At 70.5% G+C, this 26,241-nt stretch carries 25 protein-coding genes and 3 pseudogenes; 15 read left to right on the top strand and 13 right to left on the bottom strand.

The window, feature by feature from the left end; translation table 11 throughout:
• Positions 1-134: 134 nt before the first annotated feature.
• Complete coding sequence (locus OH809_RS04865; protein WP_406423658.1) at positions 135-395, bottom strand: hypothetical protein; 261 nt, start codon at positions 393-395, stop codon at positions 135-137.
• A gap of 76 nt (positions 396-471) precedes the next feature.
• Between OH809_RS04865 and OH809_RS04860 the strand changes: the two genes are divergently transcribed.
• Positions 472-969 carry a PaaI family thioesterase gene (locus OH809_RS04860; RefSeq protein ID WP_406423660.1) on the top strand — a complete coding sequence of 166 codons (498 nt, stop codon included), beginning with the start codon at positions 472-474 and terminating at the stop codon, positions 967-969.
• A 419-nt stretch (positions 970-1,388) separates the two neighbouring features.
• Here the strand turns inward: OH809_RS04860 and OH809_RS04855 are convergent, their stop codons facing one another.
• On the bottom strand, positions 1,389-1,970 hold the full coding sequence (locus tag OH809_RS04855) for an ABC transporter permease (RefSeq protein WP_406516231.1): 582 nt from the start codon (positions 1,968-1,970) through the stop codon (positions 1,389-1,391).
• Between the two features lie 97 nt (positions 1,971-2,067).
• Positions 2,068-2,361: pseudogene (locus tag OH809_RS04850) on the bottom strand (ATP-binding cassette domain-containing protein); the annotation flags it as partial.
• Positions 2,362-2,651: 290 nt separating this feature from the next.
• Here OH809_RS04850 and OH809_RS04845 point away from each other — a divergent pair.
• From OH809_RS04845 to OH809_RS04805, 9 genes are all read left to right on the top strand, one after another.
• Complete coding sequence (locus tag OH809_RS04845) at positions 2,652-3,371, top strand: GntR family transcriptional regulator (protein WP_406423662.1); 720 nt, start codon at positions 2,652-2,654, stop codon at positions 3,369-3,371.
• 22 nt (positions 3,372-3,393) lie between these two features.
• Entirely contained in the window at positions 3,394-4,380 is a 987-nt protein-coding gene (locus OH809_RS04840; protein WP_406423664.1) for a phosphotransferase family protein, read from the top strand.
• On the top strand, positions 4,377-5,663 hold the full coding sequence (gene eno / locus OH809_RS04835; protein WP_406423667.1) for a phosphopyruvate hydratase: 1,287 nt from the start codon (positions 4,377-4,379) through the stop codon (positions 5,661-5,663). Before OH809_RS04840 ends, eno begins: the two co-directional genes overlap by 4 nt.
• Positions 5,660-6,394: an SDR family NAD(P)-dependent oxidoreductase gene (locus tag OH809_RS04830; RefSeq protein ID WP_406423669.1), complete on the top strand. Its 735-nt coding sequence runs from the start codon at positions 5,660-5,662 to the stop codon at positions 6,392-6,394. The genes eno and OH809_RS04830 overlap by 4 nt, the downstream gene beginning before the upstream one ends.
• A gap of 26 nt (positions 6,395-6,420) precedes the next feature.
• Entirely contained in the window at positions 6,421-7,272 is an 852-nt protein-coding gene (locus OH809_RS04825; protein WP_406423670.1) for a fumarylacetoacetate hydrolase family protein, read from the top strand.
• Positions 7,269-8,303, top strand: coding sequence for a mannonate dehydratase (locus tag OH809_RS04820; RefSeq protein WP_406423672.1), 1,035 nt, complete (start codon positions 7,269-7,271; stop codon positions 8,301-8,303). The genes OH809_RS04825 and OH809_RS04820 overlap by 4 nt, the downstream gene beginning before the upstream one ends.
• A 766-nt stretch (positions 8,304-9,069) precedes the next feature.
• Positions 9,070-9,495, top strand: coding sequence for an aspartate 1-decarboxylase (panD, locus tag OH809_RS04815; protein WP_406423674.1), 426 nt, complete (start codon positions 9,070-9,072; stop codon positions 9,493-9,495).
• Between the two features lie 27 nt (positions 9,496-9,522).
• A complete protein-coding gene (locus OH809_RS04810; RefSeq protein WP_406423676.1) occupies positions 9,523-9,876 on the top strand; it encodes a GNAT family N-acetyltransferase in 354 nt (117 codons plus the stop codon).
• A complete protein-coding gene (locus OH809_RS04805) occupies positions 9,876-10,508 on the top strand; it encodes an arylsulfatase (protein WP_406423678.1) in 633 nt (210 codons plus the stop codon). Before OH809_RS04810 ends, OH809_RS04805 begins: the two co-directional genes overlap by 1 nt.
• 346 nt (positions 10,509-10,854) lie before the next feature.
• Here OH809_RS04805 and OH809_RS04800 read toward each other — a convergent pair whose 3' ends face one another.
• Together OH809_RS04800 and OH809_RS04795 are read right to left on the bottom strand one after the other, a co-directional pair.
• Complete coding sequence (locus OH809_RS04800) at positions 10,855-12,237, bottom strand: diaminopimelate decarboxylase (RefSeq protein ID WP_406423680.1); 1,383 nt, start codon at positions 12,235-12,237, stop codon at positions 10,855-10,857.
• A gap of 106 nt (positions 12,238-12,343) precedes the next feature.
• A complete protein-coding gene (locus OH809_RS04795; RefSeq protein ID WP_406423682.1) occupies positions 12,344-13,990 on the bottom strand; it encodes a PucR family transcriptional regulator in 1,647 nt (548 codons plus the stop codon).
• A 110-nt stretch (positions 13,991-14,100) separates the two neighbouring features.
• Between OH809_RS04795 and OH809_RS04790 the strand changes: the two genes are divergently transcribed.
• Positions 14,101-14,394 carry a hypothetical protein gene (locus OH809_RS04790; RefSeq protein WP_406423684.1) on the top strand — a complete coding sequence of 98 codons (294 nt, stop codon included), beginning with the start codon at positions 14,101-14,103 and terminating at the stop codon, positions 14,392-14,394.
• Positions 14,395-14,416: 22 nt separating this feature from the next.
• Here the strand turns inward: OH809_RS04790 and OH809_RS04785 are convergent, their stop codons facing one another.
• The 3 genes from OH809_RS04785 to gndA all read right to left on the bottom strand — a co-directional run bounded on the left by OH809_RS04785 (position 14,417) and on the right by gndA (position 17,873).
• Positions 14,417-15,214, bottom strand: coding sequence for a family 1 encapsulin nanocompartment shell protein (locus tag OH809_RS04785; RefSeq protein WP_406423686.1), 798 nt, complete (start codon positions 15,212-15,214; stop codon positions 14,417-14,419).
• On the bottom strand, positions 15,214-16,287 hold the full coding sequence (locus OH809_RS04780; RefSeq protein WP_406423688.1) for a Dyp-type peroxidase: 1,074 nt from the start codon (positions 16,285-16,287) through the stop codon (positions 15,214-15,216). The genes OH809_RS04785 and OH809_RS04780 overlap by 1 nt, the downstream gene beginning before the upstream one ends.
• Before the next feature lie 143 nt (positions 16,288-16,430).
• Positions 16,431-17,873 (bottom strand): NADP-dependent phosphogluconate dehydrogenase, encoded by a 1,443-nt coding sequence (gene gndA, locus OH809_RS04775; RefSeq protein ID WP_406423690.1) that lies wholly within the window; start codon positions 17,871-17,873, stop codon positions 16,431-16,433.
• A gap of 432 nt (positions 17,874-18,305) precedes the next feature.
• Between gndA and OH809_RS04770 the strand changes: the two genes are divergently transcribed.
• Positions 18,306-19,607: a transglycosylase family protein gene (locus OH809_RS04770; RefSeq protein WP_406423692.1), complete on the top strand. Its 1,302-nt coding sequence runs from the start codon at positions 18,306-18,308 to the stop codon at positions 19,605-19,607.
• Here OH809_RS04770 and OH809_RS04765 read toward each other — a convergent pair.
• Positions 19,577-20,797 carry a DMT family transporter gene (locus OH809_RS04765; protein ID WP_406423694.1) on the bottom strand — a complete coding sequence of 407 codons (1,221 nt, stop codon included), beginning with the start codon at positions 20,795-20,797 and terminating at the stop codon, positions 19,577-19,579. The genes OH809_RS04770 and OH809_RS04765 overlap by 31 nt on opposite strands.
• Positions 20,798-21,007: 210 nt before the next feature.
• Here OH809_RS04765 and OH809_RS04760 point away from each other — a divergent pair, with 210 nt between their 5' ends.
• Positions 21,008-21,742, top strand: coding sequence for a (2Fe-2S)-binding protein (locus OH809_RS04760; RefSeq protein ID WP_406423696.1), 735 nt, complete (start codon positions 21,008-21,010; stop codon positions 21,740-21,742).
• A 140-nt stretch (positions 21,743-21,882) separates the two neighbouring features.
• Here OH809_RS04760 and OH809_RS04755 read toward each other — a convergent pair whose 3' ends face one another.
• The 4 genes and pseudogenes from OH809_RS04755 to OH809_RS04740 form a co-directional block, all read right to left on the bottom strand.
• A complete protein-coding gene (locus OH809_RS04755) occupies positions 21,883-22,338 on the bottom strand; it encodes an ATP-binding protein (protein ID WP_384944655.1) in 456 nt (151 codons plus the stop codon).
• A gap of 99 nt (positions 22,339-22,437) precedes the next feature.
• Positions 22,438-22,687, bottom strand: a pseudogene (locus OH809_RS04750) (response regulator); the annotation flags it as partial.
• Positions 22,679-22,856 (bottom strand): annotated as a pseudogene (locus OH809_RS04745) (histidine kinase dimerization/phospho-acceptor domain-containing protein); the annotation flags it as partial. The pseudogenes OH809_RS04745 and OH809_RS04750, both read right to left, overlap by 9 nt.
• Positions 22,857-22,984: 128 nt before the next feature.
• Complete coding sequence (locus OH809_RS04740; RefSeq protein WP_406423698.1) at positions 22,985-23,875, bottom strand: RNA polymerase sigma factor SigF; 891 nt, start codon at positions 23,873-23,875, stop codon at positions 22,985-22,987.
• Between the two features lie 417 nt (positions 23,876-24,292).
• Between OH809_RS04740 and OH809_RS04735 the strand changes: the two genes are divergently transcribed.
• Both OH809_RS04735 and OH809_RS04730 read left to right on the top strand, forming a co-directional pair.
• Entirely contained in the window at positions 24,293-25,777 is a 1,485-nt protein-coding gene (locus OH809_RS04735) for an SDR family NAD(P)-dependent oxidoreductase (RefSeq protein ID WP_406423700.1), read from the top strand.
• Between the two features lie 277 nt (positions 25,778-26,054).
• Positions 26,055-26,228, top strand: a complete 174-nt coding sequence (locus OH809_RS04730; protein WP_266978285.1) for a hypothetical protein — start codon at positions 26,055-26,057, stop codon at positions 26,226-26,228.
• The last annotated feature ends 13 nt before the right edge of the window (positions 26,229-26,241 follow it).

Below are 26,241 nucleotides of genomic sequence, written 5' to 3'. Positions count from 1 at the left end.
GCGTCTGGCGGAAGCTCCTCAGCCGCTCCCCCCAGTTCGACGGAGAGGGACAGCAGTGCTGCCCGAACGACGCCAGGGCTGAGGGCGCCGACGGCCAACCGTGATGCGACAGAGCGGTCCGCCGATCGGTGCCATCACGCGAACCCGGTGAGATCGAAGCAGAGCCCGCCCAGCGCGGGCCCGAGCGGATGCTGCACGGCAACGCGCTGCGGCTGTTCCCGCGCCTGGCGGCGGCCGTCCAGACCGGCCGGACCCGGCAGTGCCCCCACAGAGCGCCTTGTGGGCGAGCCCGGTGGCGCAGGCGGCGATGCCGAGGCGAGGGCGCTGAACGCGATCTGGAGGCCCTGACCCTCGTCGTCGATGAGCCGGCCGGAGCCGACTGAGATCCGGATCACGGAGACATGCCACCGGCCGGGGCCCTATAAGTGACCCTGACCTTGAGGAAGGTCGCTGTTCACGACGGAGGTCGCTGTGGAAGACACGCCCCTGCAAAACCTGGCCGATCCGGACGGTGTCTGCTACGGATGCGGCAGCGCGCATCCGAGCGGCCTGCGCATCAGCAGCCACTGGGACGCGGACGCGGTCCATCTGGTGTGCACGCACCTGCCGGATCCCGGATTCACCGGCTGGCCCGGACTCGTGTACGGCGGGCTGATCGCGATGCTCGTCGACTGCCACTCCAACTGGACGGCCATGGCGTACCACTACCGCGCCGATGGGCGTGAGCCGGGCAGCCTACCGCGCATCGACTGCGTCACGGGGGAGCTCGGCGTGAAGTACCTGAAGCCGACACCGATGGGCGCGCCGCTCACCCTCAGGGCACGCGTCGAAGGCGAGGTGGCCCGTAAGAGCCGGGTGATCTGCGAGGTGTACGCCGCGGACGTGCTGACCGCCGTCGGCGATTCGGTGTTCGTGCGAGTGGACACCGCGCGTCTGGCGGCCGCAGCGCACGGCACGGTGGCGACGTAGCGGCACACCTTCGCCACATGCGGCTGTGTTCGCGGAGTTCCTTGACGTAGAGGCCGGTTCGGCGTGCCGGGTCGACGGCGACGGCGGAGGTGTCGACGCCGCAGGCGGCGAGTTCGGCGGTGAGCCGGGTGCCGAAGCCGTCGGAGCCGACGCGGCTGACCCGGCGGACGCCGTCGACGGTGCGTTCGGCTCCGGCGTTGGGGACGAGCTGCTGCCAGCCGCCGTAGCGGGCGAGCCAGTCGGTCTGGCTGTCGCCGGTGACGGGTGCGCCTGCGAGGTCGCGGCGGCCCCAGGGGGTGCGCCAGAGGATGTCGATGGCGCTGCCGCGCTCGATGATCGAGGTGATGTCGGCGCCCTTGTCGGGGCGTACTTCGACGGAGAGCCGGTCGTTGTGAGCCACAGGGAGGAGGTCATGGGGGTCAGCCTCCGAATCGGTGGGCGGGCAGGCCGCGTACGCCCAGGCCGCGGACGGCCAGCACGGAGCCGGCCGGGCCGGCGAGGTCGGGTCCGAGTCCTTCGCGCGCGGTGGTGACGTAGAGAACGTCGAAGTCGGGGCCGCCGAACGCGCAGGAGGACGGCTGGGCGACGGGCATCGGGACCTCGGTGAGGACGTGGCCCTCGGGGGAGAGGCGCAGGATCCGCCCGCCGCCCCACATGGCGATCCACAGACGGGCGCCCTCGGTGTTGGAGCCGATGGCGTAGGTGTAGCGGCCGAACCGGGTCCGGGCGAGGACGAGCCCGGCGACGACGGCCACAATGGCGGCGATCCACACCGGCAGCGGCAGGCCGAGGATCTGGTTCATGCCGATTGCGGTGACCATCTGTGGGGGCAGGCCGGTGACGTCGGTGCCCTTGGTGATGACCTGGGCCATGCCGAGGGCCATGCCGAGGGTGCCGAGGGTGATGATGAACGAGGGGATCTTCAGCCGGGTCACCAGGACCCCGTTGAGCAGGCCCCAGGCGGCGCCGACCGCGATGCTGACGGCGATGCCGAGCGCGATCGCGGCGGCCGCGTTCGGGTAGCCGTTCTCGGCCGGGCCGCTGACCGCCGGAGAACATCCGCACGGGCGCCTGGTAGTCGGGGACGCGGTCGGCCAGGGTGCGCAGGTACTCCTCCGCCTCGGTGCGCATCCGTTTGTTGTCGAGGACGCCGAGCCTGCCCAGCAGGCCGGCCTTAGGGTGCTCGCGGCCCAGGAACAGGTTGGCAGGGGCGGACAGGTCATCGGCGAGCGCGAGATCCTGGTAGACGGTCTCGATACCGGTGGCCCGTGCGTCCGAGGGGTTGGTGAAGTGGACCCGATCGCCGCGCACACGCAGTTCGCCGGTGTCCGGCGCGAGGGCGCCTGACAGGATCTTGATCAGCGTGGACTTGCCCGCGCCGTTGTCGCCCATCAAGGCCACGACCTCGCCGGGAGCGACGTCGAGCGAGACGTCCGCCAGGGCCGTGACGTGGCCGAAGCGCTTCGAGATCCCGGTGGCTGACAGGACGGAGGGGTTCCGCGTACGGGGCGCGGGGTGAGGGTGTCGTGTTCGACAGATGCATCACCGTGAGTCCTCCTCTCTCGGTTGGCGACTCAGATGCTCTCTGTGGGAGATGCCAGGTCGGCGGTGGTGGCGTGGCTGCTGTCCGGCTGCGGCTCGGATGCTTGCATACAAGTACGGCAGTGTGCAACGATCTTGTCGTGAAAACAGATCGGGATGTTTCCGACCGTCCCCAGGTGCTCGCGTCGGTCGGCCGAGTCCGTAAGCGGCAGCGCGCCTCCGACCGCGTGTACGAGGAGCTCGCCTCTGCCATTCGCGACCTGCGCCTTCCGCCGGGTGCGTCCCTGTCCGAGACCGAGCTCGCCGAGCAGCTGCATGTCAGTCGCACGCCGCTGCGCGAGGCGATCGCCCGCCTGGTCGAGACCGGACTGGTGTCGGTCGTCCCGCAGGTGGGCACCCAGGTGGAGCTGATCCGGCTCTACGACGTCGAACAGGCCCGCTTCGTGCGGGAGAGCCTGGAGACGGCGGCGTTCACGGTGGCCTGCGCGAATCCGGCGCGCGACGTCGCGCCGCTGCGCCACCTGCTCGCCGAGCAGGAGCGCTGCCACCAGCGGGGCGACATCGACGGGTTTTTCGCCGCAGACGAGGCCCTGCACGAGCAGATCTTCGCCCTCAGCGGCTACCTGGGCGCCTGGCAGGTGATGCAGCCGATGAAGATGCATCTCGACCGGCTGCGAAGGCTCAGCCTGCCGGAGCCCGAGACCGTCCGGGCGCTGATCGACGAGCACACGGCGATCGTCGACGCGCTCGAGGCCGGCGACGCCGCCGACGGGCACAAGTGCCTGGTCCTGCATGCCCGCCGGGCCCTGGGGACCCTCCCGGCGCTCCAGGCCCAGTACCCCGAGTACTTCACCGAATGAACCACCCAAGGAGAGCGCCGATATGACTGGCCTGACGGACTATCTCCACGCCCGAGGTCTGCTCACCCCGCCGAAGGTCACCGCTCTCACTGGAGGGGTCTCCGGCGAGACCCTCCTCGTCGAGACTCTGCCGGAGCGGCTCGTGGTGAAGCGGGCGCTCGGCCGGCTCCTCGTCGCGGGCGCCTGGGACGCCAAGCCCGAACGCGCCATGACCGAGGCGGCGGCGATCGAGCTGCTCCACGGCCTGACTCCCGATCGGACCCCCGAGCTGCGCGGCGCTGACCCGGAGCGGAACACGATCGTGATGACTGCCGCCCCCGCCGACTGGCTGCCCTGGAAGACCGTGCTGATGGGCAAGGCCCCCGATCCGACGGCGGGGACGGCGCCGACGGCGGCGGCTCTCGGCACTGTCCTCGGCATCTGGCACGACCGGACCTGGCACGACCCTGCCGTCGCCTCCCGGTTCGACGACTACGAGGCCCTCGACCAGCTCCGCATCACCCCGTTCCACACCGCGGTAGCCGCCGCGCACCCCGCGGTCGCGACTGTTGTCGAGGAGCTGGCGGACGAGCTGCGCAGTCGGCGCGACTGCCTCGTCCACGGAGACTTCTCCCCGAAGAACGTCCTGGTCGGCCCGGACGGGCTGATGGTGCTCGACTTCGAGGTCGCCCACATGGGTGCCGCCGTGTTCGACGTGGCGTTCCTGCAGTGCCACCTCGTGCTCAAGGCGCTGCACGTCGCGGACCGGGCTGCGGAGTTCGCCGAGGCGGCGGCCGGGTTCCTGGACGCCTACCGAGCCGTGGGCGCGGCCACCGGCCGCGGACCGGTGGAGCGGCTCGGCTGGCACACGGCCTGCCTCCTGCTCGCACGCGTCGACGGAGTGTCGCCGGCCGGCTATCTCCACCCCCCGACCGCCGGCCTCGTCCGCCGTATCGCCCTGGACTTCCTGGCGGCCGACGACCCGTCAGTCGAACAACTCTGGCACACGACCATGGAGGCCGCTGCATGATCATCACCGACGTCAACGCGTGGGAGGCCCTCGACTCCCGGGGAAGGCCCACCGTGGCGGCCCGGGTCGTCCTCGCCGACGGAAGCCAGGGACTCGCCCTGGTGCCGTCCGGCGCCTCGGCTGGATCGCACGAAGCCGTCGAACTGCGCGACGGAGGTACGCGGTACGGCGGGCGCGGGGTGAAGAAGGCGGTAGCCAACATCGCGACCGTGCTCGCTCCGAAGGTGATCGGCTCGACGGCTGCGGACGTGGACGGCATCCTCGCCGCCGCTGATTCGTCCCGCTCCTTCAGCACCGTGGGAGCCAACGCCGTCCTGGCGGTCTCGCTGGCCGCCCAGCGTGCCGACGCCGCGGCGCACGGGACCTCCCTGGCCCGCCATCTGGCCGGCGACAGGGGCCCGTTGCTGCTGCCGATGCCGATGATCAACATCCTCTCGGGCGGAGCGCACGCAGGAGCCGTCCTCGATGTCCAGGACTTCCTCGCGGTGCCCCTCGGCGCCACGAGTTTCGCCGAGGCGATCGAATGGGCGGCCGCCGTCCGCGACGCCGCAACCCGCATCGGGCTCGCCCGTGGCCACGCCCAGTCGGTCCTGGTGGCCGACGAGGGCGGGCTGGGACTGCCCCTCGAAGCCAACCGGGCGGCTCTCGGACTGCTCACCGACGCGATCGAAGCCGCCGGACTGACCCCCGGTACGCAGGTCGCGATCGCTGTGGACATCGCCGCCACGCAGTTCTTCCGCGACGGCCGCTACCGCCTGGCCTGCGAGGAACGGGAACTGACTGCCGAAGGGCTCGTCGCTGAGATCGCCGACTGGTGCTCCCGGTACCCGATCGTCTCCATCGAGGACATCCTCGCCGAGGACGACTGGGAGGGCTGGCAGCAGGCCACGGCCGAACTCGGCGACCGTGTCGAGCTGATCGGTGACGATCTGTTCGTCACTTCCGGCGAGCGGCTGAGGCGTGGCATCGAATCCTCGGTCGCCAACTCGGTGCTGGTGAAGGTGAACCAGAACGGATTGGTCAGCGGAGCGCGCGAGGTCGTCGACCTCGCCCGGGCTGCCGGCTACCGCACCGTGGTCTCGGCACGATCCGGCGAGACCGAGGACAGTTGGCTCTCCGACCTCGCCGTCGGCTGGCGGGCGGGACAGATCAAGGTCGGATCCACCCACCGGTCCGAGCGGACCGCCAAGTGGAACCGGCTGCTGGAACTCGAGGCGACCGAGGACACCGTGTTCGCCGGACCGTGGTCGGACGGCCGACCGGCAAAGGAGACAACGAAGTGAGCAGATTCCAAGGGCGGACCGTGGTCGTGACCGGTGCCGGTTCGGGCATCGGATACGAGATGGCACAGCAGTTCCTCGCCGAGGGCGCCGACGTATACGCCGCCGACCTGAACCCCGACAGTGTGCCGTCGGGCACGACGCCGGTGCGGGTCGATGTCACGGACGCGGAGTCGGTGGCGGCGGCCATCGCGCTCGCCGTCGACCGGACCGGTCGGCTCGACGTGCTGTGCAACAACGCCGGTGCGTCGTCCACGGCAGACCCGGTGTCCTGCACCGTCGAGGACTGGGACCGCACTTTCGCCGTCAACGCGCGCGGTGTCTTCCTCGGGACCAAGTTCGCGCTCCCCACCATGCTCGAGCACCGCCACGGAGTGATCGTCAACACGGCCTCCGCCGCCGGATTGGTCGGGCTCAAGGACAGGGCCGCGTACTGCGCGAGCAAGGGCGCCGTCATCGCCTTCACCAAGCAGGTCGCAGTCCAGTACGCCGGCACCGGGATTCGGTGCAACGCCATCTGCCCCGGCACCGTCGACTCCCCGTGGGTCGGCCGCCTGCTGGCCGCGGCGCCCGACCCCGAACAGGCTCGCGCCGCCCTGGTGGCCCGCCAGCCGATGGGACGCTTGGGGCAGCCGAGCGAGATCGCGGCGGCGGCTGTCTACCTCGCTTCCGACGATGCCGCTTTCATCACCGGAACCGAACTCGTGCTTGACGGCGGACTCGTCGCCGGCTGAGACGCCCCTTAACAGAGGAACCACCCATGAGACTCATGCGTATCGGCGCACCCGGCGCCGAGATCCCCGTGGTGCTTGCCCCGGACGGCCGGTATCTCGACCTGCGCGGCATCACCCCCGACATCGACGGCGGCTTCCTCGGCGGCGGCGGCCTGGAGAGGGCGCGTGCCGCGCTGGCCGCTGGGAGCCTCCCGGTGATCGACCTGGCCGGACAGCGTGTCGGTGCACCCGTGGCCCGGCCTGGGGTCGTGCTCTGCATCGGCATGAACTACGCCGCCCACGCCGCCGAAGCCGGAGCGGCGCCACCGGAGTACCCGGTGATGTTCTACAAGGCGCCCAACACCGTCGTGGGGCCGAACGACGAGGTGCTGCTTCCCCCCGGCTCGGTCAAGACCGACTGGGAGGTCGAGCTGGCCGTCGTGATCGGCCGCCGTGCCCGCTACCTCGATTCGCCCGAACAGGCTCTCGACCACGTCGCCGGATATGCGATCTCCAACGACCTGTCCGAGCGGGCCCTGCAGTTGGAGACCAGCGGTGGCCAGTGGTCCAAGGGTAAGAGCTGCGAAACGTTCAATCCGCTGGGCCCCTGGCTGGTGACGGCCGACGGACTGCCGGACCCGCAGGCGCTGCGTCTGCGCGCGTGGGTGAACGGTGAGGCCAGGCAGGACTCCTCCACCGCGGACATGATCTTCGACGTGGCCACGCTGATCCACCTCCTCAGCCAGGTCACCGTCCTGGAGCCCGGTGACGTCATCAACACCGGCACCCCCCAGGGTGTGGGCTTCTCCGGACACTTTCCGTACCTTGGCGACGGCGACACTGTCGAACTCGAGATCGACGGTCTCGGTCGGCAGAGCCAGAAGGTGGTCGGCGCATGACCATCCGGCTCTCCCTCGGCCACATAGACGTCTACGACGACCGCACGGCCACCTTCGCCCACCAACTCGGCCTGGGCAGCGTCCAGTTCCACACCCCGAACCTCCTCCCGGGCGAGAACGGCCACTGGAGCCTGGAGGAACTGCGCGCCCTGCGCGAGCGGTGCGACGCGGACGGGCTGGCCATCGACGGCCTCGAGAACGTCCCGCTCGCGCACTTCTGGAAGATCCAGCGCGGCCTGCCCGGCCGGGACGAGCAGATCGAGAACTATTGCAAGACCATCAGGAACATGGCGGCCGTCGGCATCGACCTGCTCGGCTACAACTGGCTGCCCACCTTCGTCTGGCGCACTGACATGGCCGTCGCCGGCCGCGGCGGCGCCATGGTGACCGCCTTCGACCTTGCCGACATCGGCGCCGGCAACGCGCTGGCCTCCTACCGGCTCTCGCCCACCGCACCGCTGGAGGAGCCGATCTCCGCCGAGCAGATGTGGGCCAGCCACCAATACTTCCTCGACGCTGTCCTGCCGGTCGCCGAAGAGGCCGGTGTGCGCCTCGCCCTGCACCCGGACGACCCGCCCGTCGACGAGCCGCTCGGCGGCGCCGCCCGCATCTTCAACTCCTCTGCCTCCCTGGTTGCCGCCCGGGAGCAGGCGAAGGCCAGCCCGTCCTGGGGCCTGGACTTCTGCCTCGGCACGGTGTCCGAGATGGGCGGCGAGGACGCGGTCAACGAGGTCATCGACACCCTCGGCCCGGTCGGCGCGATCTTCTACGTCCACTTCCGTGACGTCCAGGGCACCGTTCCCGCCTTCCAGGAGTGTTTCCTCGGCGAGGGCAACTACGATCCCGCCCGGGTCATCCGCCGCCTGCACGACGTCGGCTTCGACGGCTTCCTGATCGACGACCACGTCCCCGCCATGGTCGGCGACCCCGACACCTGGATGGACATCTCCTCCGACGCCTACTGCAGCCGCGGCCGCGCCCACGCCATCGGATACCTCCAGGGAGTGCTCAACGCCCTTGCTCTCGACTGACCGCACCGGCGTCGGATGAAAACCGAACGACATTCTCCGGGGCTGCCGGACATGCTCCCATGAATGGGTGGCCGCGGAAATATCCGTAGCCGCGCGCAGCGGGCCCGATACGGGCTCGCTGCGCGCAGGCTCGGCCGAGTGCGCTCTGAACACGCAGGTCAGCAGTCTCATGGCGGGTCTGTACTCGTCGAGAAGAATGACCAAGCGCGTGACCTCAGGGCCGCACTCATTGGCGTTTCCGCATTCGCGTGCAAACGCCTCGGGCGGCGCCGAAAGTCGTTGTCACCCACTCCAGCTGTAGATTGGCACTGGTCTTCAGGGCCCGTGAGTCCGTCGTGGCGGCAGAGCTGCACCGGGACGACATCCCGGTCCTTCTCACGACAGGGAAACGGAGGGCGCCGACGGGGCTCTGCGTCGGGTTGCTGGAGAGTCAGAAAAGTAGCTGCCCCATGGCGGCGCGTGGCCCGACTCCCGGTCGACCGCCTTCGCTCCTGACTGCTGTCCAGGCCGCCCGAGTGATGGTGATCACGGACGCCCTTCGCAGGGTGCTGCGTAGGCTTGTGCCGTTGTCGCGGTGGGGTCCGGGAGAGCGGGCGAAGCCCTCCTGCAGTCGCCTGGCGATGCGTCAGAAAAGTCAGCAAGTGGTCAGCATGAGTCCTGAAAAACCTGGGGGAAGCTGCCTGGACGTGCGACTCGTTGTAGGGTGTCGAAACAGCCCTTGACCTGCAAAAACGCAGGCAGGGAGCCTACTTGTGGGAGTGCCCCGATGTTGCGTACCATGTTCAAGTCGAAGATCCACCGTGCCACCGTGACCCAGGCCGACCTGCAGTACGTCGGTTCCGTCACCGTGGATGCCGCACTCATGGAAGCCGCGGATCTTCTGCCCGGCGAGCTCGTGCACATCGTCGACATCGACAACGGTGCCCGACTGGAGACGTACGTCATCGAGGGCGAACGCGGCTCCGGCGTCATCGGTATCAATGGCGCCGCCGCCCACCTCGTCCACCCCGGCGACCTCGTGATCCTGATCAGCTACGCGCAGGTCGACGACGCCGAGGCCCGCACGCTGACCCCGAGCATCGTCCACGTCGACGCGGACAACCGGATCGTCGCGCTCGGCGCCGATGCCTCCGCGCCCGTGCCGGGCACCGCCACCGAGCGGAGCCCGTACGCCGTGCCCGCCACCAACTGACCGTTCCACCGACAGGGAGTCCCCGTCATGGCTGAGAACACCGCGCTCGAATTCTTCGACGACCGGGAGAACGGCAATCTGATCGGCCTGGTCGACAACGTGGCCGCCGGAGTCATCGCGTACTTCGTAATGGACGGCGCCCCTGCGGCACTCGTCGCTGTGCACACCGTCGTCGAACCGGAGCACAAGGGTAAGGGCTACGCCGGAGCCCTGGTCCAGGAGTTCTACGCCATGGCGGACCGCGAGGGCGTTCCTGTCGTCCCGCTCTGCCCGTACGCGGCGAAGTGGGCCCAGAACCATCCCGACCAGGCCGCCGTGGCCCCGGCCGAGCTGGTGGAGCGGGCGAAGGAACAGCTGAAGACCCACCCGGAGCTGTCCTGATGCCCGGGACACTCGCGCTTCTGCACACCTCCCCGGTCCACGTCCCGGTCTTCGAGGCGCTGCGCGACACTGACCACCCCGGTCTCGCCCTGCGCCACCTGGTGTACGAGGATCTGCTCGCCCGAGCCCGGGATGCGGGGCCCGAAGCGGTGCAGGGGGAGATCCAGGCCCTGCTCGCGGGCGCCGTCGCCGAAGGCGCGAGCGCCGTGCTCTGCACCTGTTCGACGATCGGTGGGGTCGCCGAGTCCGCCGCGGCGACGCTCGGCGTCCCTGTCCTGCGGGTCGACCGGCCGATGGCGGCGGACGCCGTCGGCCGCGGCCGCGTCGTGGTCCTCGCCGCGCTTGCGGACACCCTGGCACCGACCCTGGCGCTGCTGGCCGAAGAGGCGGGTGATCGGGCCACGGACATCCGTACGGTGCTGGTCGAGGGGGCATGGGCGCGGTTCGAAGCCGGCGACCGTGACGGCTATCTGGAGCTGGTGGCCGCTGCCGCCGACCGGGTGACGGACGCCGACGTGATCGTGTTGGCCCAGGCGTCCATGGCCGATGCCGTCACCCGGACGGTCACGCGGATTCCGGTCCTCTCCAGTCCCCGGCCCGGGCTTGCTGCCGCGGCCGCGGCAGCGCACTGAGCCGCCGTACGGGTTCCCGTCCGGTGGCACGGAACCCGTACGTATGCTCTCGGCAGGCGCGGGCAGCTGCTCCGGGAGACGGTGGACAGGAGATCTGCCCGCACTTATGGAGCCCGAGATGACCAACCCGTATCCCGACCCCGTGCAGCCCGCGCCGACGCCCGGACCTCCGCCCGGACCGCCCTCGCCGCTGCCGGGGCCGACACCTGCCCCGCCCGTACCCGGTCCGGTGCCGCCCGGTCCTTCGCCGGACCCGATTCCCCAGCCGCCGTCGCCCAACCCCGAACCGGTGCCGGAGCCGGAGCCCACACCCCACCCCGCCGGATGACGAGTCGGGGCCGGACGGCTACTCCGTGTGCTGGGGGCCGATTCCGAGGAGGGAGTCGGCGTGTCCCGCCCCGCTCTCCTCGGCGATCGACTCCAGCGACTGGGCGTCACGCACCGGCGCGAATCGAACGGCCTCCTCGCCCGAGCTGTCGCTCCCGGCGCCGACCGTGCTGAAACCGTATACGGCGGGCCTCGGCAGACTGTTGTACGACCAGGGGGTCGAGAAGTAGTACGCGCCGGTGTCGTACAGCACCACGAAGTCGCCCTCCCGCAGCTCCGGTAGTTCCCGGGCGTGCGCCACGACGTCCCCGGCGAAACAGCACGGTCCCGCGATGTCCTGGACCAGCGGCGGACCGTCCTTGGGACGCCCCTCGGCGTCGAACGCCCCGACCCGCAGCGGCCACGACTCGGGCATGAAGACGGTACGGGTGGCGACCTGCGCGCCCGCGTGGGTGAGCGCGATACGGCGGGAGCCCGCGTCCTTCGTGTATTCCACCAGCGCCCCGATGAAGCCGTTCTTCGCGAGCAGCGACCGGCCGAACTCCGTGACCAGCCCGTACCGGCCGTCGAAGAGTCCCGGCACCGCCCCGCGCAGCGCCGCCACATAGGCGGAAAAGGTGGGCCGTACGGAGTCGTCCTCGAAGTTGACGGGCAGTCCGCCACCGAGGTCGATGCTGGTGATCTGCCGGGCACCGAGGGTCTCGTTGATCTCCTCGGCGAGTCGGTACGTCTCCGCGACCCCGGTCGCGATCAGCTCCAACGAACAGCCCTGGGAGCCGACATGGGCATGCAGCCGGGTCAGCCAGGAGTGTTCGGCGAACGCCCGGACCACACTCTCGCGCGCGCCGGGATCGTGCAGCGCCACGCCGAACTTGGAGGTCGGCGTCGCGGTGCTCATCGCGCTGATGGAGCCTCCGCCCACCTGGGGGTTGATGCGCAGCCCGATGACGGAGACCGAGCTCCGGGGCCGCAGCGAGGCGATGCGCCGCACCTCGTCGAGGCCGTCGGCATTGAGTGCCACACCGAGCGCGAGCGCCTGACGGATCTCGTCGCGCGTCTTGGCGGGGGAGTCGAGGACGATCAACGAGGGTGCGAATCCGGCGTCGAGGGCGAGCCTCAGCTCACCGGGGCTGGCGACCTCGCATCCCATGCCGCAGTCGGCGAGCAGCCTCAGCACGGGGACGAGGGACGCGGCCTTGGCGGCGAAGGTGTGCAGCACGGTGGCGGGCGTGTCGGTGAACGCGCCATGGAGGGCGGCGACCGAGTCGCGGACCCCGTCGGTGTCGATGAACCCGGCGACGGGCCGGCCCTCGCCGAGCAGCCCGGTGCCGACGGCGTGGCGGACCGCGGCGGCGACACGCGCGGAGGACGAAGGGCCCGGAGCGGGTGTGGTGAGAGGCATACGGTGAGAGTCGGTGATGGGGGCCCCGCAGGTCTCTGTCGAGCAGAACAGGATCGGCGCCGGACCTTGGCCGCAGGGCCAACGACCGTACGAATCAGGGACAAATCTAGCCGCTCAGCCGGACGGCGAGGGTGATGAGCAGCCGGGTGTCGGGGTCGTCGAGATCGACGCCGTACCGCTCCCGGGCGCGGCGCAGCCGGTACCGCAGCGTGTTGGGGTGCAGGACGAGCTGCCGGGCGGCCCGGCCGACGTCGGCCGACGCGTCGAAGTAGGCGGCGAGTGAGCGGATCAGCTCGCCCCCGGTCGCCAGGTCGGACCGTACGAGGTCGTGCACCGGTCCGCTGCCCGCTTCCCAGACCGGCCGTACGGCGTCCAGGACCCGCAGGACGTCCAGGGAGGGACCGACCTCGGCCGCCCCGGCGTGCCGCAGGGGCTCGGGCTCCCCGCCGTGCGCGGCGCGGTTGCGCAGCACCCTTACGACCAGCGTCGCCTCCTCGCAGGAGTCGGCGGCCCGCAGGGCGGTGGGCACGACGGGACCCGCACCGACCCGGACCGGCGCGGAGCCGTGCATCGACACGGCGAGTGCGTCCAACTCACGTGCAAGGCCGAGCACTTCCCTGTCCCGGCCGCGCTCGACAGGCAGCAGCACCAGCAGTCGGTCTCCGTCGCGCAGCACGCGAGCCGAGGGGTGGTACGAGGATGCCTGCAGGGCGAGTACATCCAGGACGCGGTCGGCCGACGCTCCTGCCGCGCCGTCGCGTTCGGCCACCAGGACCGCGCACGGCGCGTCCGGTGGCAGCCCCAACGACCAGGCGTGGGTGCGCCGGTCCCCACGCCCGTACAGCAGACCGCGCAGCGCATGGTTCCTCCGGCGCACGGCCCCGCTCTCGCGCAGCCGGTGCTGCACCAGGTGGGGGGCGGCGAGCTCCGCTCCGCGCCGCAGCGCATCCGCTGCCTGCGCGGAGAGCACGCGCCCGTCCGTGGCCGCCCAGATGGAGCCGAGGACTTCGGAGCCGCTGCGGACCGCGATGATCAGGCGCTCGGGGCTGTCGCCTACGGCGGCCCGGTGGATGACGTCCCGGGAGGTCCACAGGGCACGGAGGATTCCGCTGCGCCGGAGCTCGGCGACGCGCCACTCGGGAACCCTGCCGCCGAGAATCGTGGACCGGCGGACCCCGTCGGCCTCGGGGCGGGTGGCGGAGTGGGCCAGCACCCGGAAGCGGGTGTCCTCGATGGTGATGGAGCCCCCGGTGTTCTCGGCGATGGCCGAGGCGAGGGCTGCGAGCCCGCCGACTGAGGTGTCCGCCGTGATGGCCGTCTCCCCGGTACGGCCCGTCGCGGCGTAGGAGAGCACGGAACGCAGCAGGGACGCGGTGTCGGTCCAGTCGGCCCAGGCCGCACGGGCGAGCAGGGCGATGCCCGACTCCTCGGCGGCGGCCAGTACTTCGGGCGCAGCGGGCACCCCCTCCGTATCGCGGAGCACTACGGCACAGGCGCCGCGCCGGGCGGCCTCACGGACCGGGCCCGCCGCATCGGCGGAGGAGGCCGGCGGGCCGACGGCCAGCACGATGCGCTGGTCGAGCGGCTGCACCGGTCCTTCGTCACCGACGGCCACACCGCGGACGCCGACGTCGTGGTCGGCGGGCGCGAGCAACAGACGGAGTGTGCCGCCGTCGTCGAAGGCCAGGATCTCGCGGAGCGTGACCCCGGATTGCGGCTCCCGCTCCGGCTCGGGCACGTCGCGCCTCGTCATGGGAACCGAGCATACGAGCGACCGGCCGATGGCAGGAGTGCGCCCGGTGTCCGGTCGGCGAGGGGCGCCCGATCCAGGCTCCACGAGGGGCGGTTACCCGGATTCGATCATTGGTCACTCGGCTTCCGGGTCTGGGAAGCACCGGTGGCCAAGGACACGGGTCCGGCCCGGCGGCCGGTCTCGCGCGGACGGATCTGTGCCGGTACGTCGACGGTGTCGAGAAGGTCTCCGCCCGCGGCCGCACCGCCGTCACCCCGGCCTCGCTCGGCGTGCGCGCGGACGGCCGCGGCCACCGGGTGACCGCCGAGGCCGCGGACCGTACGGACGCCATCCGCGACCCCGCGGTCCGCGCCCTGGCCACCGAGACGCTCACCTGGACCGTCGAGGCGGCCGGGCACCGGTAGGCAGCAGCCGTGGCCCCGGCCGTCAGGCGATGATCGGGACCACGGCTTCCGGCGTCAGCATCCGGAACGTGAACGACTGGTGGAAGTAGAGCCGGATGTGCGTCGCGTCGTGGTCCCGATAGCCGATGGACAGATCCTGGCCCAGGCGCAGTTCGAAGTCGCCACCGCGGGTGGACAGCAGCACACCGCCCGCGACGGCGGGCGCCCAGAGGATCTGGTCGTCCAGCAGCCGAGCGAGATGCGTGGCCACCGGATAGCCGTGGTCGGACGTCTCGGTCGCCTCGGTGAACGCGTCGGCGCCGAGCAGCAGCCGGTACGGCCCGTCCACACCGGCCAGCCGCAGCTGGGTCAGCGCCTGGCTCACCGTGGCCGGGTAGTCGCGCGCATCGGCGGGCAGCGGCAGCGGAGCGTGCGAGGAACCGTCGCGCAGGCCGGTGATCCCGGCCGCCGCGTACCCGTCGATGACGGCCATGTCCTCGGCGAACGCACAGGTCCGGGCGGCATCCTTGACGGGCTGCCAGTCACTGTCGTCGGAGCCGCGCTCGACATCGTCCACGGTGGCCCGGGTCACCGTGAACGGCACCCGCCACTCGATCACCGGCACCGAGGTACGGGCCCGGGCGATGACATCCGGCGTCGGCGGGTCGATGTCCCGCAGATGCCCGTCACCGACTGCCGAGAACGACGGTCCCTCCGGATCCGTCACATCGATGACGCGACGGCCCGCCAGATGACGGCTGAAGGTGCGCCGGGCCTCCTCCTCGATCTGGTCCCAGGCGGCTTCCGTGACGGGGGCGAGTTCGCGGTGGAGGTTGTTCATCACTGGGCGCTTTCTTGCAGGCTGCCGATATGCAGCGAACCGTCCCGAGCATCCGCCGGAACCGCGATCTGAGCGACCGGCGCGGACGCCGGCTGCGGCAGGGATTCGGTCCCGGACAGGACGGGGGACGGCGGCGGGGCGTCGAAGAAGTCGGCGCTGGGGGCGTAGAAGAGGGTGCCGGTGACGGCGGTCGAGAAGTCGAGAATGCGGTCGTACGTGCCCGGTGGATTTCCGAGGAACATATTGCGGAGCATCTGTTCGGTCACGTCCGGATCGGCGGCATAACCGATGAAGTACGTGCCGAACTCGCCCTGTTCGAAACTGCCGAACGGCATGTTGGCACGCAGGATCTCGCGCGCGGTGCCGTCAGGCGCGGTGAGGGTGTTCAACGCGACATGGGAGTCAGGGGGTTTGACGTCGTCGGGCAGCTCGACGTCGTCCTGCTTGGTGCGGCCGATGACACGCTCCTGTTCCTCCGTGCTCAGCGTGTTCCAGGACGCCAGGTCGTGGAGATACTTCTGCACAATGACGTAGCTGCCGCCTGCGAAGGCGGGGTCGGCCCCTGAGCCCACCAGCGCCGCCGTCTGCGCATCGGCGCCGATCGGGTTCTCCGTCCCGTCCACGAAACCGAGCAGGTCCCGGTGGTCGAAGTAACGGAACCCCTGCGTCTCGTCGACGACCGTCACCGCCCCGCCGAGCCGGCCGAGCAGTCGGGCGGCCCACTCGTAACACACGTCCATCCGCTCGCCCCGGACGTGGAACAGCAGATCGCCCGGGGTGGCGGGGGCGTGGTGGCGCGCGCCGTGCAGCTCCCGGAACGGATGGAGCGAGGACGGCCGGGGCCCCGCGAACAGCCGGTCCCAGGCGTCCGAGCCGAACCCGGTCACACAGGCCAGTCCGGCATTCGGCACCCGGAAGTCGATGGAACGGGCGAACGCCGCAAGGTCCGGCAGCACCTCGCGTACGGCGCTCTCACCACCGGATTCGATCGTGGCGACCAGGATCAGGGCGGCGGTGGTCAGCGGAGCGACGACGGGCTGGGCGGCGGCCGGGTCCGGGACGGCGTCGGGCATGCGGCGGCTCCGAGTGGGTGGTGGCGACAGCTCGGCTGGGGCATCCCGGTGGTGCGGGACGCCGACGGTACTCGCTGCTACTTACGCATACGTACGGCCCCGCCGCACCCCGCGGTGACCCGACCGGGCGACCGCCGCCCCCGTCAGCCGGTGGAGACCTCCGACCGGTCGCCGCCCCAGAGCGTGTGGAACGAGCCGTCACGGCCGGTACGCCGATAGGTGTGCGCTCCGAAGAAGTCCCGCTGCCCCTGTGTGAGCGCCGCGGGCAGCCGGTCGGCGCGCACCCCGTCGTAGTACGAGAGCGCGGCGGCGAACCCGGGGGTCGGCACCCCTTGGCGCGCCGCCTCGGCGACCACCGTCCGCCAGTCGTCCTGCGCCGCACCGATCTCGGCGGCGAACTGCTGGTCGGAGAGGAGGCTCACCAGCCCGGGGCGCGCGTCGTACGCCGCGCGGATCCGGTCCAGGAATGCGGCCCGGATGATGCATCCGGCCCGCCAGATCGCCGCCACCCCACCGAGATCGATGTTCCAGTCGTACGCCTCGCTGCCCGCCCGGATCTGGTGGAACCCCTGCGTGTAGGAGACGATCTTGGAGGCGTACAGCGCCTGTTCGACCTGGTCGGCGAAGGCTGCCGCCCCTGCCCCGGTGAGGGGGACGGCCGACGGCCCCGGCAACTCCCGTGCGGCCTCGCGGAGATCCGCGTGGCCCGACAGGGAACGGGCGAACACCGCCTCCGCGATACCGGAGACCGGCACCCCCAGATCCAGCGCGATCTGCACCGTCCAGCGGCCCGTCCCCTTCTGCTCGGCGCGGTCCTGCACGATGTCGACGAAGGGCTTCCCCGTCGCTTCGTCCGTATGGGCGAGGACCTCGGCGGTGATCTCGATCAGATACGAGTCGAGGCGGCCGGTGTTCCAACTGCGGAAGGTCTCGGCGATCTGCGCGGGGGAGTAGCCGGCCACCCGGCGCAGCAGGTCGTACGCCTCCGCGATCAGCTGCATGTCCGCGTACTCGATGCCGTTGTGGACCATCTTCACGAAATGCCCGGCGCCGTCGGGGCCGATGTGTGTGGTGCACGGGGTGCCGTCCTTCGCCTTTGCGGCGATCTTTTCCAGCAGCGGCCCCAGGGATTCGTACGACTGGGTGGAGCCGCCGGGCATGATGCTCGGCCCGTTCAGCGCACCCTCCTCGCCGCCCGAGATACCGACACCGACGAAGTGGATCCCGCGCTCCCGTAGCTCCTTCTCGCGGCGGCGGGTGTCCTCGAAGTGGGCGTTGCCGCCGTCGATGATGACGTCGCCCTCCTCGAGCAGCGGGGCGAACTCCTGGATCACGGCGTCGGTCGGATCGCCCGCCTTCACCATGATGACCAGCCGACGCGGCCGCTCCAGCGCCGCCACGAACTCCTCGGGTGTGCGTGCGGCGACGAAGGTGCCCTCGTCGCCGAACTCCTTGACCAGGGCATCGGTCTTTGCGGACGTACGGTTGTGCACCGCGACCGTAAAGCCGTTGCGGGCGAAGTTCCGGGCGAGATTGCCGCCCATCACCGCGAGTCCAGTGACGCCGATCTGCGCAGTGCCGCTCATCTGTGTGCTCCTGCAATCTGTCGAGGATGCCGGGATGACCAGTATGGATACGGGACGCGGGCATGGCCTGTTCACCGCGCCGCGCTCCGTTCACGCCGCCGCAGCAGAACGCCCGTAGGGTCGGGGGAGGCGCCGGCCGGACCGGGCCGGTGGAACAGGGCTCTTCTGCGGGGGACAGGCCTCGCCCGTCCCCCGCCGCTGGACGCGGTGGCCCAGCACCGCTCTGGTTCTGTCGCGGCGGAACCCGGGCGCGGTCTTTCTGGGATCCAGCGTCTTCTGCAGGCATCGACCCCCGCCGATGAACTGCGATCCGAGGTACACCCGTTCCGTGCGTGACAGGTGGGTTCTCGGCTGAACCCTTGTCATCATCCTTTGTCTGCCCATAAGTTGACCGATTGCGACGTGTCCTACAGCCAGTGGGGGAGCCAAGTCATGGCCGCGAACGGACGGCACCGCAAATACCAGCCCAGCCGCATCAACCGTGCCTCGCTGACGGTCACGGCAGGCGGGGCGGGCATCGCGCTCCCGCTCATCAGCGCAGCTTCGGCGGGCGCCGCGTCAACGGATGTCTGGGAGAAGGTCGCCGCCTGCGAGTCCACCAACAACTGGCACATCAACTCGGGCAACGGATACTTCGGCGGGCTGCAGTTCACCCGGTCGACCTGGGCGGCCTACGGCGGCACCGCCTACGCGCCGCGCGCCGATCTGGCCACCAGGGAACAGCAGATAGCCATTGCGGAGAAGGTACTGGAGGCGCAGGGCCCCGGTGCCTGGCCGACCTGCTCCACCCGGGCGGGCCTGACACGGGGCGGCGACGCCCCCGACGTGAAGCCGCAGGCGGAGCGGACCGGCGGTCCCGTCGACACCTCGTCGAAGGGGACTCCCACCCCGAACAAGGCGAAACCGAAGGCCGAGAAGGTACCCGCGCCCGCCACGCCGACCACGGTGCCCGGCAAGCGCGAGTCGTACACCGTTGCGGGTGGCGACTCGCTCTCCGCGATCGCGTCGACCGAGCATGTGAGAGGCGGCTGGCAGCATCTCTACGCGGCCAATCGCAAGGTGGTCGGCGACGACCCGGACCTGATCTTCCCCGGCCAGCGGCTCACCCTGGACGCGACCCGGACCCCGAAGCCCGCTTCGAGGACCGGCCTCAAGCCGGGCGCGTCCACCGGACCAGAGCAGAAGACGAAGCCGCGTCGGCAGGCGGAACCGCAGCACGAACAGGCGGAACCGCGGCACCAGGCGGCGAAACCGCACCGCACGACAGAGCCGAAGACGCACCAGGCCGCAGAGCCCCAGCCCAGGAAGACCGAGCGGGCCGAGAAGCACTCCGGGCTCACCGCGCCGGTGGCGGCGACCCGCATCGGCACTTCGTACCACCAGGCAGGTTCGTGGGCCAGTGGCTATCACACGGGCATCGACTTCCCCGTCCCCACTGGCACCTCGGTCAAGGCGGTGGCCTCCGGAACGGTCGTGTCGGCGGGCTGGGCGGGACCGTACGGCTACCAGATCGTCATCCGGCACAGCGACGGCAAGTACAGCCAGTACGCGCACCTGTCCGCGCTCCATGTGCGCGAGGGCAAGCACATCAGCGGCGGTCAGCGCATCGCCCGCTCGGGCTCCACGGGCAACGTCACCGGACCGCATCTGCATTTCGAGATTCGTACCGGCCCCGGCTACGGCTCCGACATCGACCCCGTGACCTACCTCAGGGCGGGCGGCGTCAGCGTCTGAACGCTGCCGGGCGGCTGCGCGGGGTCATCGGGCTCGGCGGCCGACAGGGCACGTCGCCTTGAACCGGTGCGCGGCCGCGGCGCAGGGCCGACCCCCACCCGCCCCGCCCGACGACTGCCCAGCGTCACCGGAACCGTCACCGGCGGCGGGAGCAACGATGGAATCGAGTCGGCAGCGGCCGAGTTGGACACCGCGGGCGTGACCCGGGCATGCTCCGCCTGCGGCTTATGCCCGGCCGGTGTCCCCGCGAACTCCACCGCACCGGCGGACTCGGCGGCACTCTCCGCGCCCGCCGCGGCAACCCCGGCATCCACCTCCGACACATCCGCGCCGATACCCTGGACCCGCTGCCTCTCGAGCTGCTCCGCGCTCATCCGCTCCGTCGTCAGCATGATCAGCCCGCCCGCGGCCACCACGCCGCACGCCAGCGCCAGCACCGTGCCCGCCGTGCCGTGCCGGAACTCCTCGCCGAACAGCGTGATGCCGACCGCCGCCGCGATCACCGGGTTCACGACGGTCACCGTCGCGAGCGGAGCGGTGAGGCCGGCGCCTCGGTACGCGGCCTGGGACAGCAACAGTCCGGCCCCTGCCAGCGCCGCGATCACCAGGAGCGAGGGCAGTCCCGCGCCCACGGCACCCGACGTCCACTCCATCGCCACCGTCTTCGTGAACACGGAGGCGATACCGAACGCGACACCCGCCGCCCCGGCCAGCACCACGCTCCGTACCACCGGCTTCTGCACGCCCTTCGAGACCACGAGGAGCAGCGCCACCGCACCGAACGTCACGGTCGCGAGCATGAACTGCTCCGGCCCGTCCAGTGTGTGCGATTCGCCGCTGCCGGTGAGCGCGAGCAGACCCGCCAGACCGACCGTCGCCATGATCGCGCCGCGCCAGGCAGTCGACCCGGCCCGGCGGCGTACGAAGAGGGCAGACATCGGCAGGGCGAAGACGATCGTCAGCGCACCGAGCGGCTGCACCAGGCTGAGCGGGCCGTACGCCAGTGCCAGCACGTGCAGCACCGCACCCACACCGTTCAACGCCACCGCCACCCACCACACGCGGTTGCGCAGCGGGGTGAGCGAGCGGCCGTCTCCGGCCGTGGCGACGCGCTCCTGGACGATTGCCCCGGCCGCGTACGCGACCGCGGAGACCAGTGACAGCAGCACCGACAGTGCGAGGAAACTCATGTGCACCACGATGGCCCTTCAAAGCCGCCGAGTCGTCGTCCTTGAGACTGCGATCCGACGTACTGCTTTGGTAGTACGGCAGTGGTCCGCGTGTCCTCCTCCCGACGGTAGTCCTCCTCCCGACGGGCCTCAGGACGATCATCCCGCAGCGATACGGTGAACGGCGAGCCGCGGTACCCGGGATGCCCGCGATGTCACCAGGAGTGATCGATGGAACCCGCGCAGGAACAGCGCACGGAGCAGTCGCACGCGGCCTCAATGGGCGGCTTCTTCGCCCTGCGCGGCACACCGGTGCCCGGTGGCGCTCACCGCCCGCTGGCGCGGCTGTACGCGGGGGAGACGGCATCGCTCACAGCCCGTATCGACGCGGTCGCCGCCGCGCTCCGTACCCCGGAGCGCAGAGTGGCCGCGTCCGTCGCTCACCTGGGCCTGGCCGCCCGTCTCTGGTCGACCGCCCTGGGGCCGGCGGCCATCGGGGGCCGCTTCCCCGATCTGTCCCCCGGCACGCTCCATTGGGACCCGCGGCGCCCCGCCCCCGACGACCTGTGGCACGAGCCGGTCGCCACGCTGCCCGGCACCGCGGACCGGATCCGCGAGGTCGTCCAGTTCGGCCATCTCGTACCCCTGGCGGAGGCGATCCGACAGGACGGACACCTCGCTCCGCGGCTGCTCTGGGGCAACGCGGGATCGGCCCTGGCCGGAGCGCTCCGCGAACTGATCGCCTGGGCACGGACGCAGCACCGCCCGGACGTCGCACAACGGGCCCGCGCCCTGGTCGCCGAACTCTTCGACCACCCGGATCTGCGCACCGCCGGCTCCCCGCACACCGCCGCCTTCCGTAGACGCAGCTGCTGTCTCTACTACCGGTGCCCGGGCGGGGGCCTCTGCGGGGACTGCGTCCTCGACCAGAAACCGGGACCCTCTGCGCCGACGCCGACGAGCTGACCGTTGCCGTGACCAACGGCATGGGCGAGGGCATCCAGGCATCCCTGCTCACCTCGACCTGGCCACCGGCCGGGTCAGGGGCTCTCCCCGCAACAGGACCTGAAGGCTGTCCACCGGGCCGTGGCCGGGCTGCGACCGGGTCAGCTGCTGAGCTCGAACTCGGCCCGGATCCGCTTGCCCACCGGCACCCGCTCGGCGGTCAGACGGTCGCACAGGGCGACGACGATCTCCATGCCGTGACCGCCGAGGCGGCTCGGGTCGGGGGAGAAGAGGACGGGAAGCGCCGTGCTGCTGTCGTAGACCGTGACGCTGATCCGCTGCGCGGTGCCCTCAAGCTCCAGCAGGTAGGGGCCGTGGGTGTACCGGTCGGCGTTGGTGACCAACTCACTCACGGCCAGCATCAGGTCGTTACGCGTGTGCTCGCCCAGCACCGCCAGCCATTCCGTGGTGAGCCTGATCAGAAAGCGGTCGGCCAGTGCGCGTGCCTGTGCGATGCATCCCGGCTCACCACCGAACACTTCGGCGATGTGCAGTGCCTCGGTGGGCCAGTGACCCGGATGCGGGTCGTCCGGCCGGGAGAGGGCGTGTTGGTTCATCAGCTCCAGCCAGGGCGCAGCAGGGGAGGTCGGTGACCTTTTCTTCGCGATTCATCTACCCGTGTCATGAGATCCCACTCCTGGGAATGACGAGGGTGGTCAGGAGCGGCCCGGCAGTCGTACGACCGTCACGAAGAACTCGTCGATCTGGCGCACGGCCGCGATGAACTGATTCATCGACCGGCTTGCTGACATAGGCATTGGCACGCAGTTTGCAGCTGCGCTGGATGCCCTCCTCGGCGGAGGACGTGGTGAGCACGACCACCGGAATGAGCGCCGGCTCCGGGGCGTTCTTGATCTTCTCGAGAACCCGGCGGCCGTCCTACCGGGGCAGGCTCAGGCTGAGCAGGGCCTGCATCCGCTTGGCCCCGTCGACCGCGAAGTCGATGTCCTGCTTGCCCCGCGTCCAGCTCCTCGCCGTACCGTTTCTCCAGGAGCCGGCAGAACGACGCCACCTTGCGCAGCGGCTCCTGGAGGTCGTGCGAGACGACGTAGGCGAACTGCTCAAGTTGGCCGGAACCGCTTCCGGCTCCAGGTGCGAGCGGGCGGCGTCGACGGCGGCCACGGCATCACGCAGGCGACGCACGGCCGGTTCGAGCGGAGAGCGACCCATGGCGGAATGCTCTTCTCGCGATCCGTACCGCGGTCAGGCCTCCACGGACATTCCCGCGCGCAGCTGTTGGACGATCCGCGCCAGCAACCGCGAGACATGCATCTGCGAGACGCCGAGCTCGGCGCCGATCTGGGACTGCGTCATCTCCTGCCCGAACCGCATCTGCACGATCCGCCGCTCGCGGTCGTCCAGCTTCTCCAGCAGCGGCGCCAGCGCGTGGAGATTCTCGACCGTCTCCAAGCCGGGGTCGGCCTCACCGAGGAGTTCGGCGTACGACCGCTGCTCCTTGCTCGACTCCGTGTCGGCGGAGGGGGTGTCCAGGGAACCGGCCGAGTAGCCGTTTGCGGCGATGAGGCCTTCGATGACCTCTTCCTCGGGAACGTCGAGACGGGCGGCCAGCTCCTTGACGGTGGGGTCGCGGTCCAGCTCGGCCGAGAGTTGCTCCTTCGCCTTCGCGAGATCGACACGCAGCTCCTGGAGCCGACGCGGTACATGCACCGACCAGGTGGTGTCCCGGAAGAAGCGTTTGATCTCGCCGACGATGTACGGCACGGCGAATGTGGCGAACTCGACGTCACGGGAGAGGTCGAACCGGTCGATCGCCTTGATCAGACCGACCGTGCCGACCTGAACGATGTCCTCGGTGTCGTCACCGGCCCGGTTGCGGAACCGGGCCGCGGCGAAGCGCACCAGCGAGAGATTCATCTCGATGAGGGTGTTGCGCGCGTACTGGTATGAGTGCGTGCCCTCTTCGAGCACCTGGAGCTTGTCGAGGAACAGCTTGGACAGCTGGCGCGCATCCTTCGGAGCGACCTTTCCGGTGTCCTCGATCCAGGGCAGCTCAGCATCTGCGGCACCGGTGAGCGCACCGGTCGCCTGGCGCAGTGTTCCTGCTCCGCTGATCTGCTCCGACGCGGTCACCATGTCGTCGCCCTCCCTGTTTTCTGGATGTATCGAGCGGCGTCTGCCCCGCTTCCCCCGAGTAATGCGCGAAGATCCGGATTTCCTTTCGCCGGCCCGGACACGGCACCCACTGTTGCCCCCTATGTGTGCGCGTATGTGTGCGCGGTCCTGTCCTGGGTCCTGTCCCCGAACTGCCGACGTCGCACGGGTCCATGGCGTCCCCTCCAGCGGCCCGCCGTGCCGCCCTGCGCACCCGGATGGAGCAGCGCGGCGGACATGGCAGACTTGAGCGGGGCGTTCGGCCCGAAGAGCGGCGGCTTCGCGCAAGCCCGCAGCCGGGCCTCAGCCCCCGTGGATACCAGTCCTCGTGAGCCCGCTACGGCAATGCGGCGGGGGCCGCCGAGAGATCCCGGCGGCATGACTGACAGAGGAACGGCAATGACGGTGACAGAGGACAGCGCGGAGTTCGCTCCCGGTATCGAGGAGTTCGGTCCCGGTATCGACCCGGAGCGGCTGGCCGTCTGCCTGAGCGTGCTCGACGAACTCGACACCATCGAGGTCGACCACCCGGACGCCATCGCCGTGCGCCGCGCCACCGCCGGTATCTACCGGACCGTGAAGCAGCGCCGTCGTCAGGAGCGCCGGGCCGCCAAGACCGCGCACGACAAGGCTGTCACCGAGGCCACCGCCACCGGCTCGGCCGACCGCATCGACGACGAGACTCAGGGTGTCCTGCCGTCCTCCTCGGCCAGTGCCGAGATCGCCGGGATACTCCAGCGGCCCCGCTCCTGCTACATCTGCAAGACCCGGTACGTCGAGGTGGACGCCTTCTACCACCAGCTCTGCCAGCAGTGCGCCACGGAGAACCGGGACCGCCGCGACGCGCGGACCGACCTGACGGGACGCCGGGCGCTGCTCACCGGCGGCCGGGCCAAGATTGGCATGTACATCGCGCTGCGGCTGCTGCGTGACGGCGCGCACACCACCATCACCACCCGCTTCCCCAACGACGCGATCCGCCGCTTCAAGGCGATGCCGGACAGTGACGAGTGGATCCACCGGCTGAAGATCGTCGGCATCGACCTGCGCGACCCCGCCCAGGTCGTCGCGCTCGCCGACTCGGTCGCCGCCGAGGGGCCGCTGGACATCCTGATCAACAACGCCGCGCAGACGGTTCGCCGCTCCCCGCAGGCGTACAGCGAACTGCTCGGCGCCGAGTCCGCACCGCTGCCCGCGGGTGAACTCCCCGCGGCCGAGGTCATCGGCACCTTCGGCAGCGGCTCGGTCGACCGCGTCGCCGCCCTGCCCGCCGCCCGCAAGGAGGGGCTGAGCGCGCAGGACGTCACTGAACTGGCCCTGGTCACCGGATCCGCCTCGCTGGAACGGATCGCTGCGGGCACCGCGATCGACGCGGGCGGTCTCGTACCGGACCTGCATCACACGAACAGCTGGATCCAGACGGTCGAAGACGTCGAGCCGATCGAGCTGCTCGAGGTCCAGCTCTGCAACTCCACCGCGCCGTTCATCCTGATCAGCCGGCTCCGTCCCGCGATGGCCGCGACGGCAGCCAAGCGCGCCTATGTGGTCAATGTCTCCGCGATGGAGGGCGTGTTCAGTCGCGGCTACAAGGGCGCGGGCCACCCGCACACCAACATGGCCAAGGCGGCGCTGAACATGCTCACCCGCACCAGCGCCCAGGAGATGTTCGAGAAGGACGGCATCTTGATGACCGCCGTCGACACGGGCTGGATCACCGACGAGCGCCCGCACCCCGACAAGATCCGGCTGGCCGAGGAGGGCTTCCACGCCCCGCTCGACCTGGTCGACGGCGCTGCGCGGGTCTACGACCCGATCGTGCGCGGCGAAGCGGGCGAGGACCTGTTCGGCTGCTTCCTGAAGGACTACGCGCCGGCCGGTTGGTAGACCGGTCCGTTGTCCGAAAGTGACTGAGCGCACACGTTCCATCGAGCGGGAATGCGCTCATTTGGTTAGGCTGAGGTGAACGGACGCCACCCGGGGATCCACAAAACTCCCCGGGCCGTCCTGGAACAGGCTTGTAACCAGGCCGCCGTTCCGCCCCACGCCCGGCGCCACCGCGACCGAACTGTTCCTGCCCCCACCCCATATGGGTGGTCGATGTCCGGAAATGAGGCCGGAGTGTCGGCGACGCCCGGGGTTACGCGACACAAAGGAGTGCGCGGTGACACCAGAACTGACGAAGCAAGAGAAGCGACCGGCAGAGCGACAGGGAGAGCGGGCCCGTCGGCCCGAGAAACTCCAGAACCTCGAAGTCTGGGCCAGGTCCGCGCCGATCCGGCTGGCCGGCTACGAGGACGACCTCGCCGAGCCGCACATCCTGCCCGGCATCGACTGATCGACGGGCCCGG

The sequence above is a fragment of the Streptomyces sp. NBC_00873 genome (assembly GCF_045207415.1).
In the GTDB taxonomy this organism is placed as follows: domain Bacteria; phylum Actinomycetota; class Actinomycetes; order Streptomycetales; family Streptomycetaceae; genus Streptomyces.
The sequence above is the reverse complement of the archived record's forward strand: the minus strand, read 5'-3'. Positions and strand labels throughout refer to the sequence as shown.

What these genes read in the sequence shown, in the direction of transcription:
- OH809_RS04770 (WP_406423692.1), top strand. Translation starts at nt 18,306, where the DNA reads ATGGCCGCGAACGGACGGCACCGCAAATACCAGCCCAGCCGCATCAAC.
- OH809_RS04785 (WP_406423686.1), bottom strand. Translation starts at nt 15,214, where the DNA reads ATGAACAACCTCCACCGCGAACTCGCCCCCGTCACGGAAGCCGCCTGG.
- OH809_RS04780 (WP_406423688.1), bottom strand. Translation starts at nt 16,287, where the DNA reads ATGCCCGACGCCGTCCCGGACCCGGCCGCCGCCCAGCCCGTCGTCGCT.
- OH809_RS04805 (WP_406423678.1), top strand. Translation starts at nt 9,876, where the DNA reads ATGCCCGGGACACTCGCGCTTCTGCACACCTCCCCGGTCCACGTCCCG.
- OH809_RS04740 (WP_406423698.1), bottom strand. Translation starts at nt 23,875, where the DNA reads ATGGTGACCGCGTCGGAGCAGATCAGCGGAGCAGGAACACTGCGCCAG.
- OH809_RS04765 (WP_406423694.1), bottom strand. Translation starts at nt 20,797, where the DNA reads ATGAGTTTCCTCGCACTGTCGGTGCTGCTGTCACTGGTCTCCGCGGTC.
- gndA (WP_406423690.1), bottom strand. Translation starts at nt 17,873, where the DNA reads ATGAGCGGCACTGCGCAGATCGGCGTCACTGGACTCGCGGTGATGGGC.
- OH809_RS04735 (WP_406423700.1), top strand. Translation starts at nt 24,293, where the DNA reads ATGACGGTGACAGAGGACAGCGCGGAGTTCGCTCCCGGTATCGAGGAG.
- OH809_RS04810 (WP_406423676.1), top strand. Translation starts at nt 9,523, where the DNA reads ATGGCTGAGAACACCGCGCTCGAATTCTTCGACGACCGGGAGAACGGC.
- OH809_RS04760 (WP_406423696.1), top strand. Translation starts at nt 21,008, where the DNA reads ATGGAACCCGCGCAGGAACAGCGCACGGAGCAGTCGCACGCGGCCTCA.
- OH809_RS04820 (WP_406423672.1), top strand. Translation starts at nt 7,269, where the DNA reads ATGACCATCCGGCTCTCCCTCGGCCACATAGACGTCTACGACGACCGC.
- panD (WP_406423674.1), top strand. Translation starts at nt 9,070, where the DNA reads ATGTTGCGTACCATGTTCAAGTCGAAGATCCACCGTGCCACCGTGACC.
- OH809_RS04840 (WP_406423664.1), top strand. Translation starts at nt 3,394, where the DNA reads ATGACTGGCCTGACGGACTATCTCCACGCCCGAGGTCTGCTCACCCCG.
- OH809_RS04755 (WP_384944655.1), bottom strand. Translation starts at nt 22,338, where the DNA reads ATGAACCAACACGCCCTCTCCCGGCCGGACGACCCGCATCCGGGTCAC.
- OH809_RS04800 (WP_406423680.1), bottom strand. Translation starts at nt 12,237, where the DNA reads ATGCCTCTCACCACACCCGCTCCGGGCCCTTCGTCCTCCGCGCGTGTC.
- OH809_RS04825 (WP_406423670.1), top strand. Translation starts at nt 6,421, where the DNA reads ATGAGACTCATGCGTATCGGCGCACCCGGCGCCGAGATCCCCGTGGTG.
- eno (WP_406423667.1), top strand. Translation starts at nt 4,377, where the DNA reads ATGATCATCACCGACGTCAACGCGTGGGAGGCCCTCGACTCCCGGGGA.
- OH809_RS04795 (WP_406423682.1), bottom strand. Translation starts at nt 13,990, where the DNA reads ATGACGAGGCGCGACGTGCCCGAGCCGGAGCGGGAGCCGCAATCCGGG.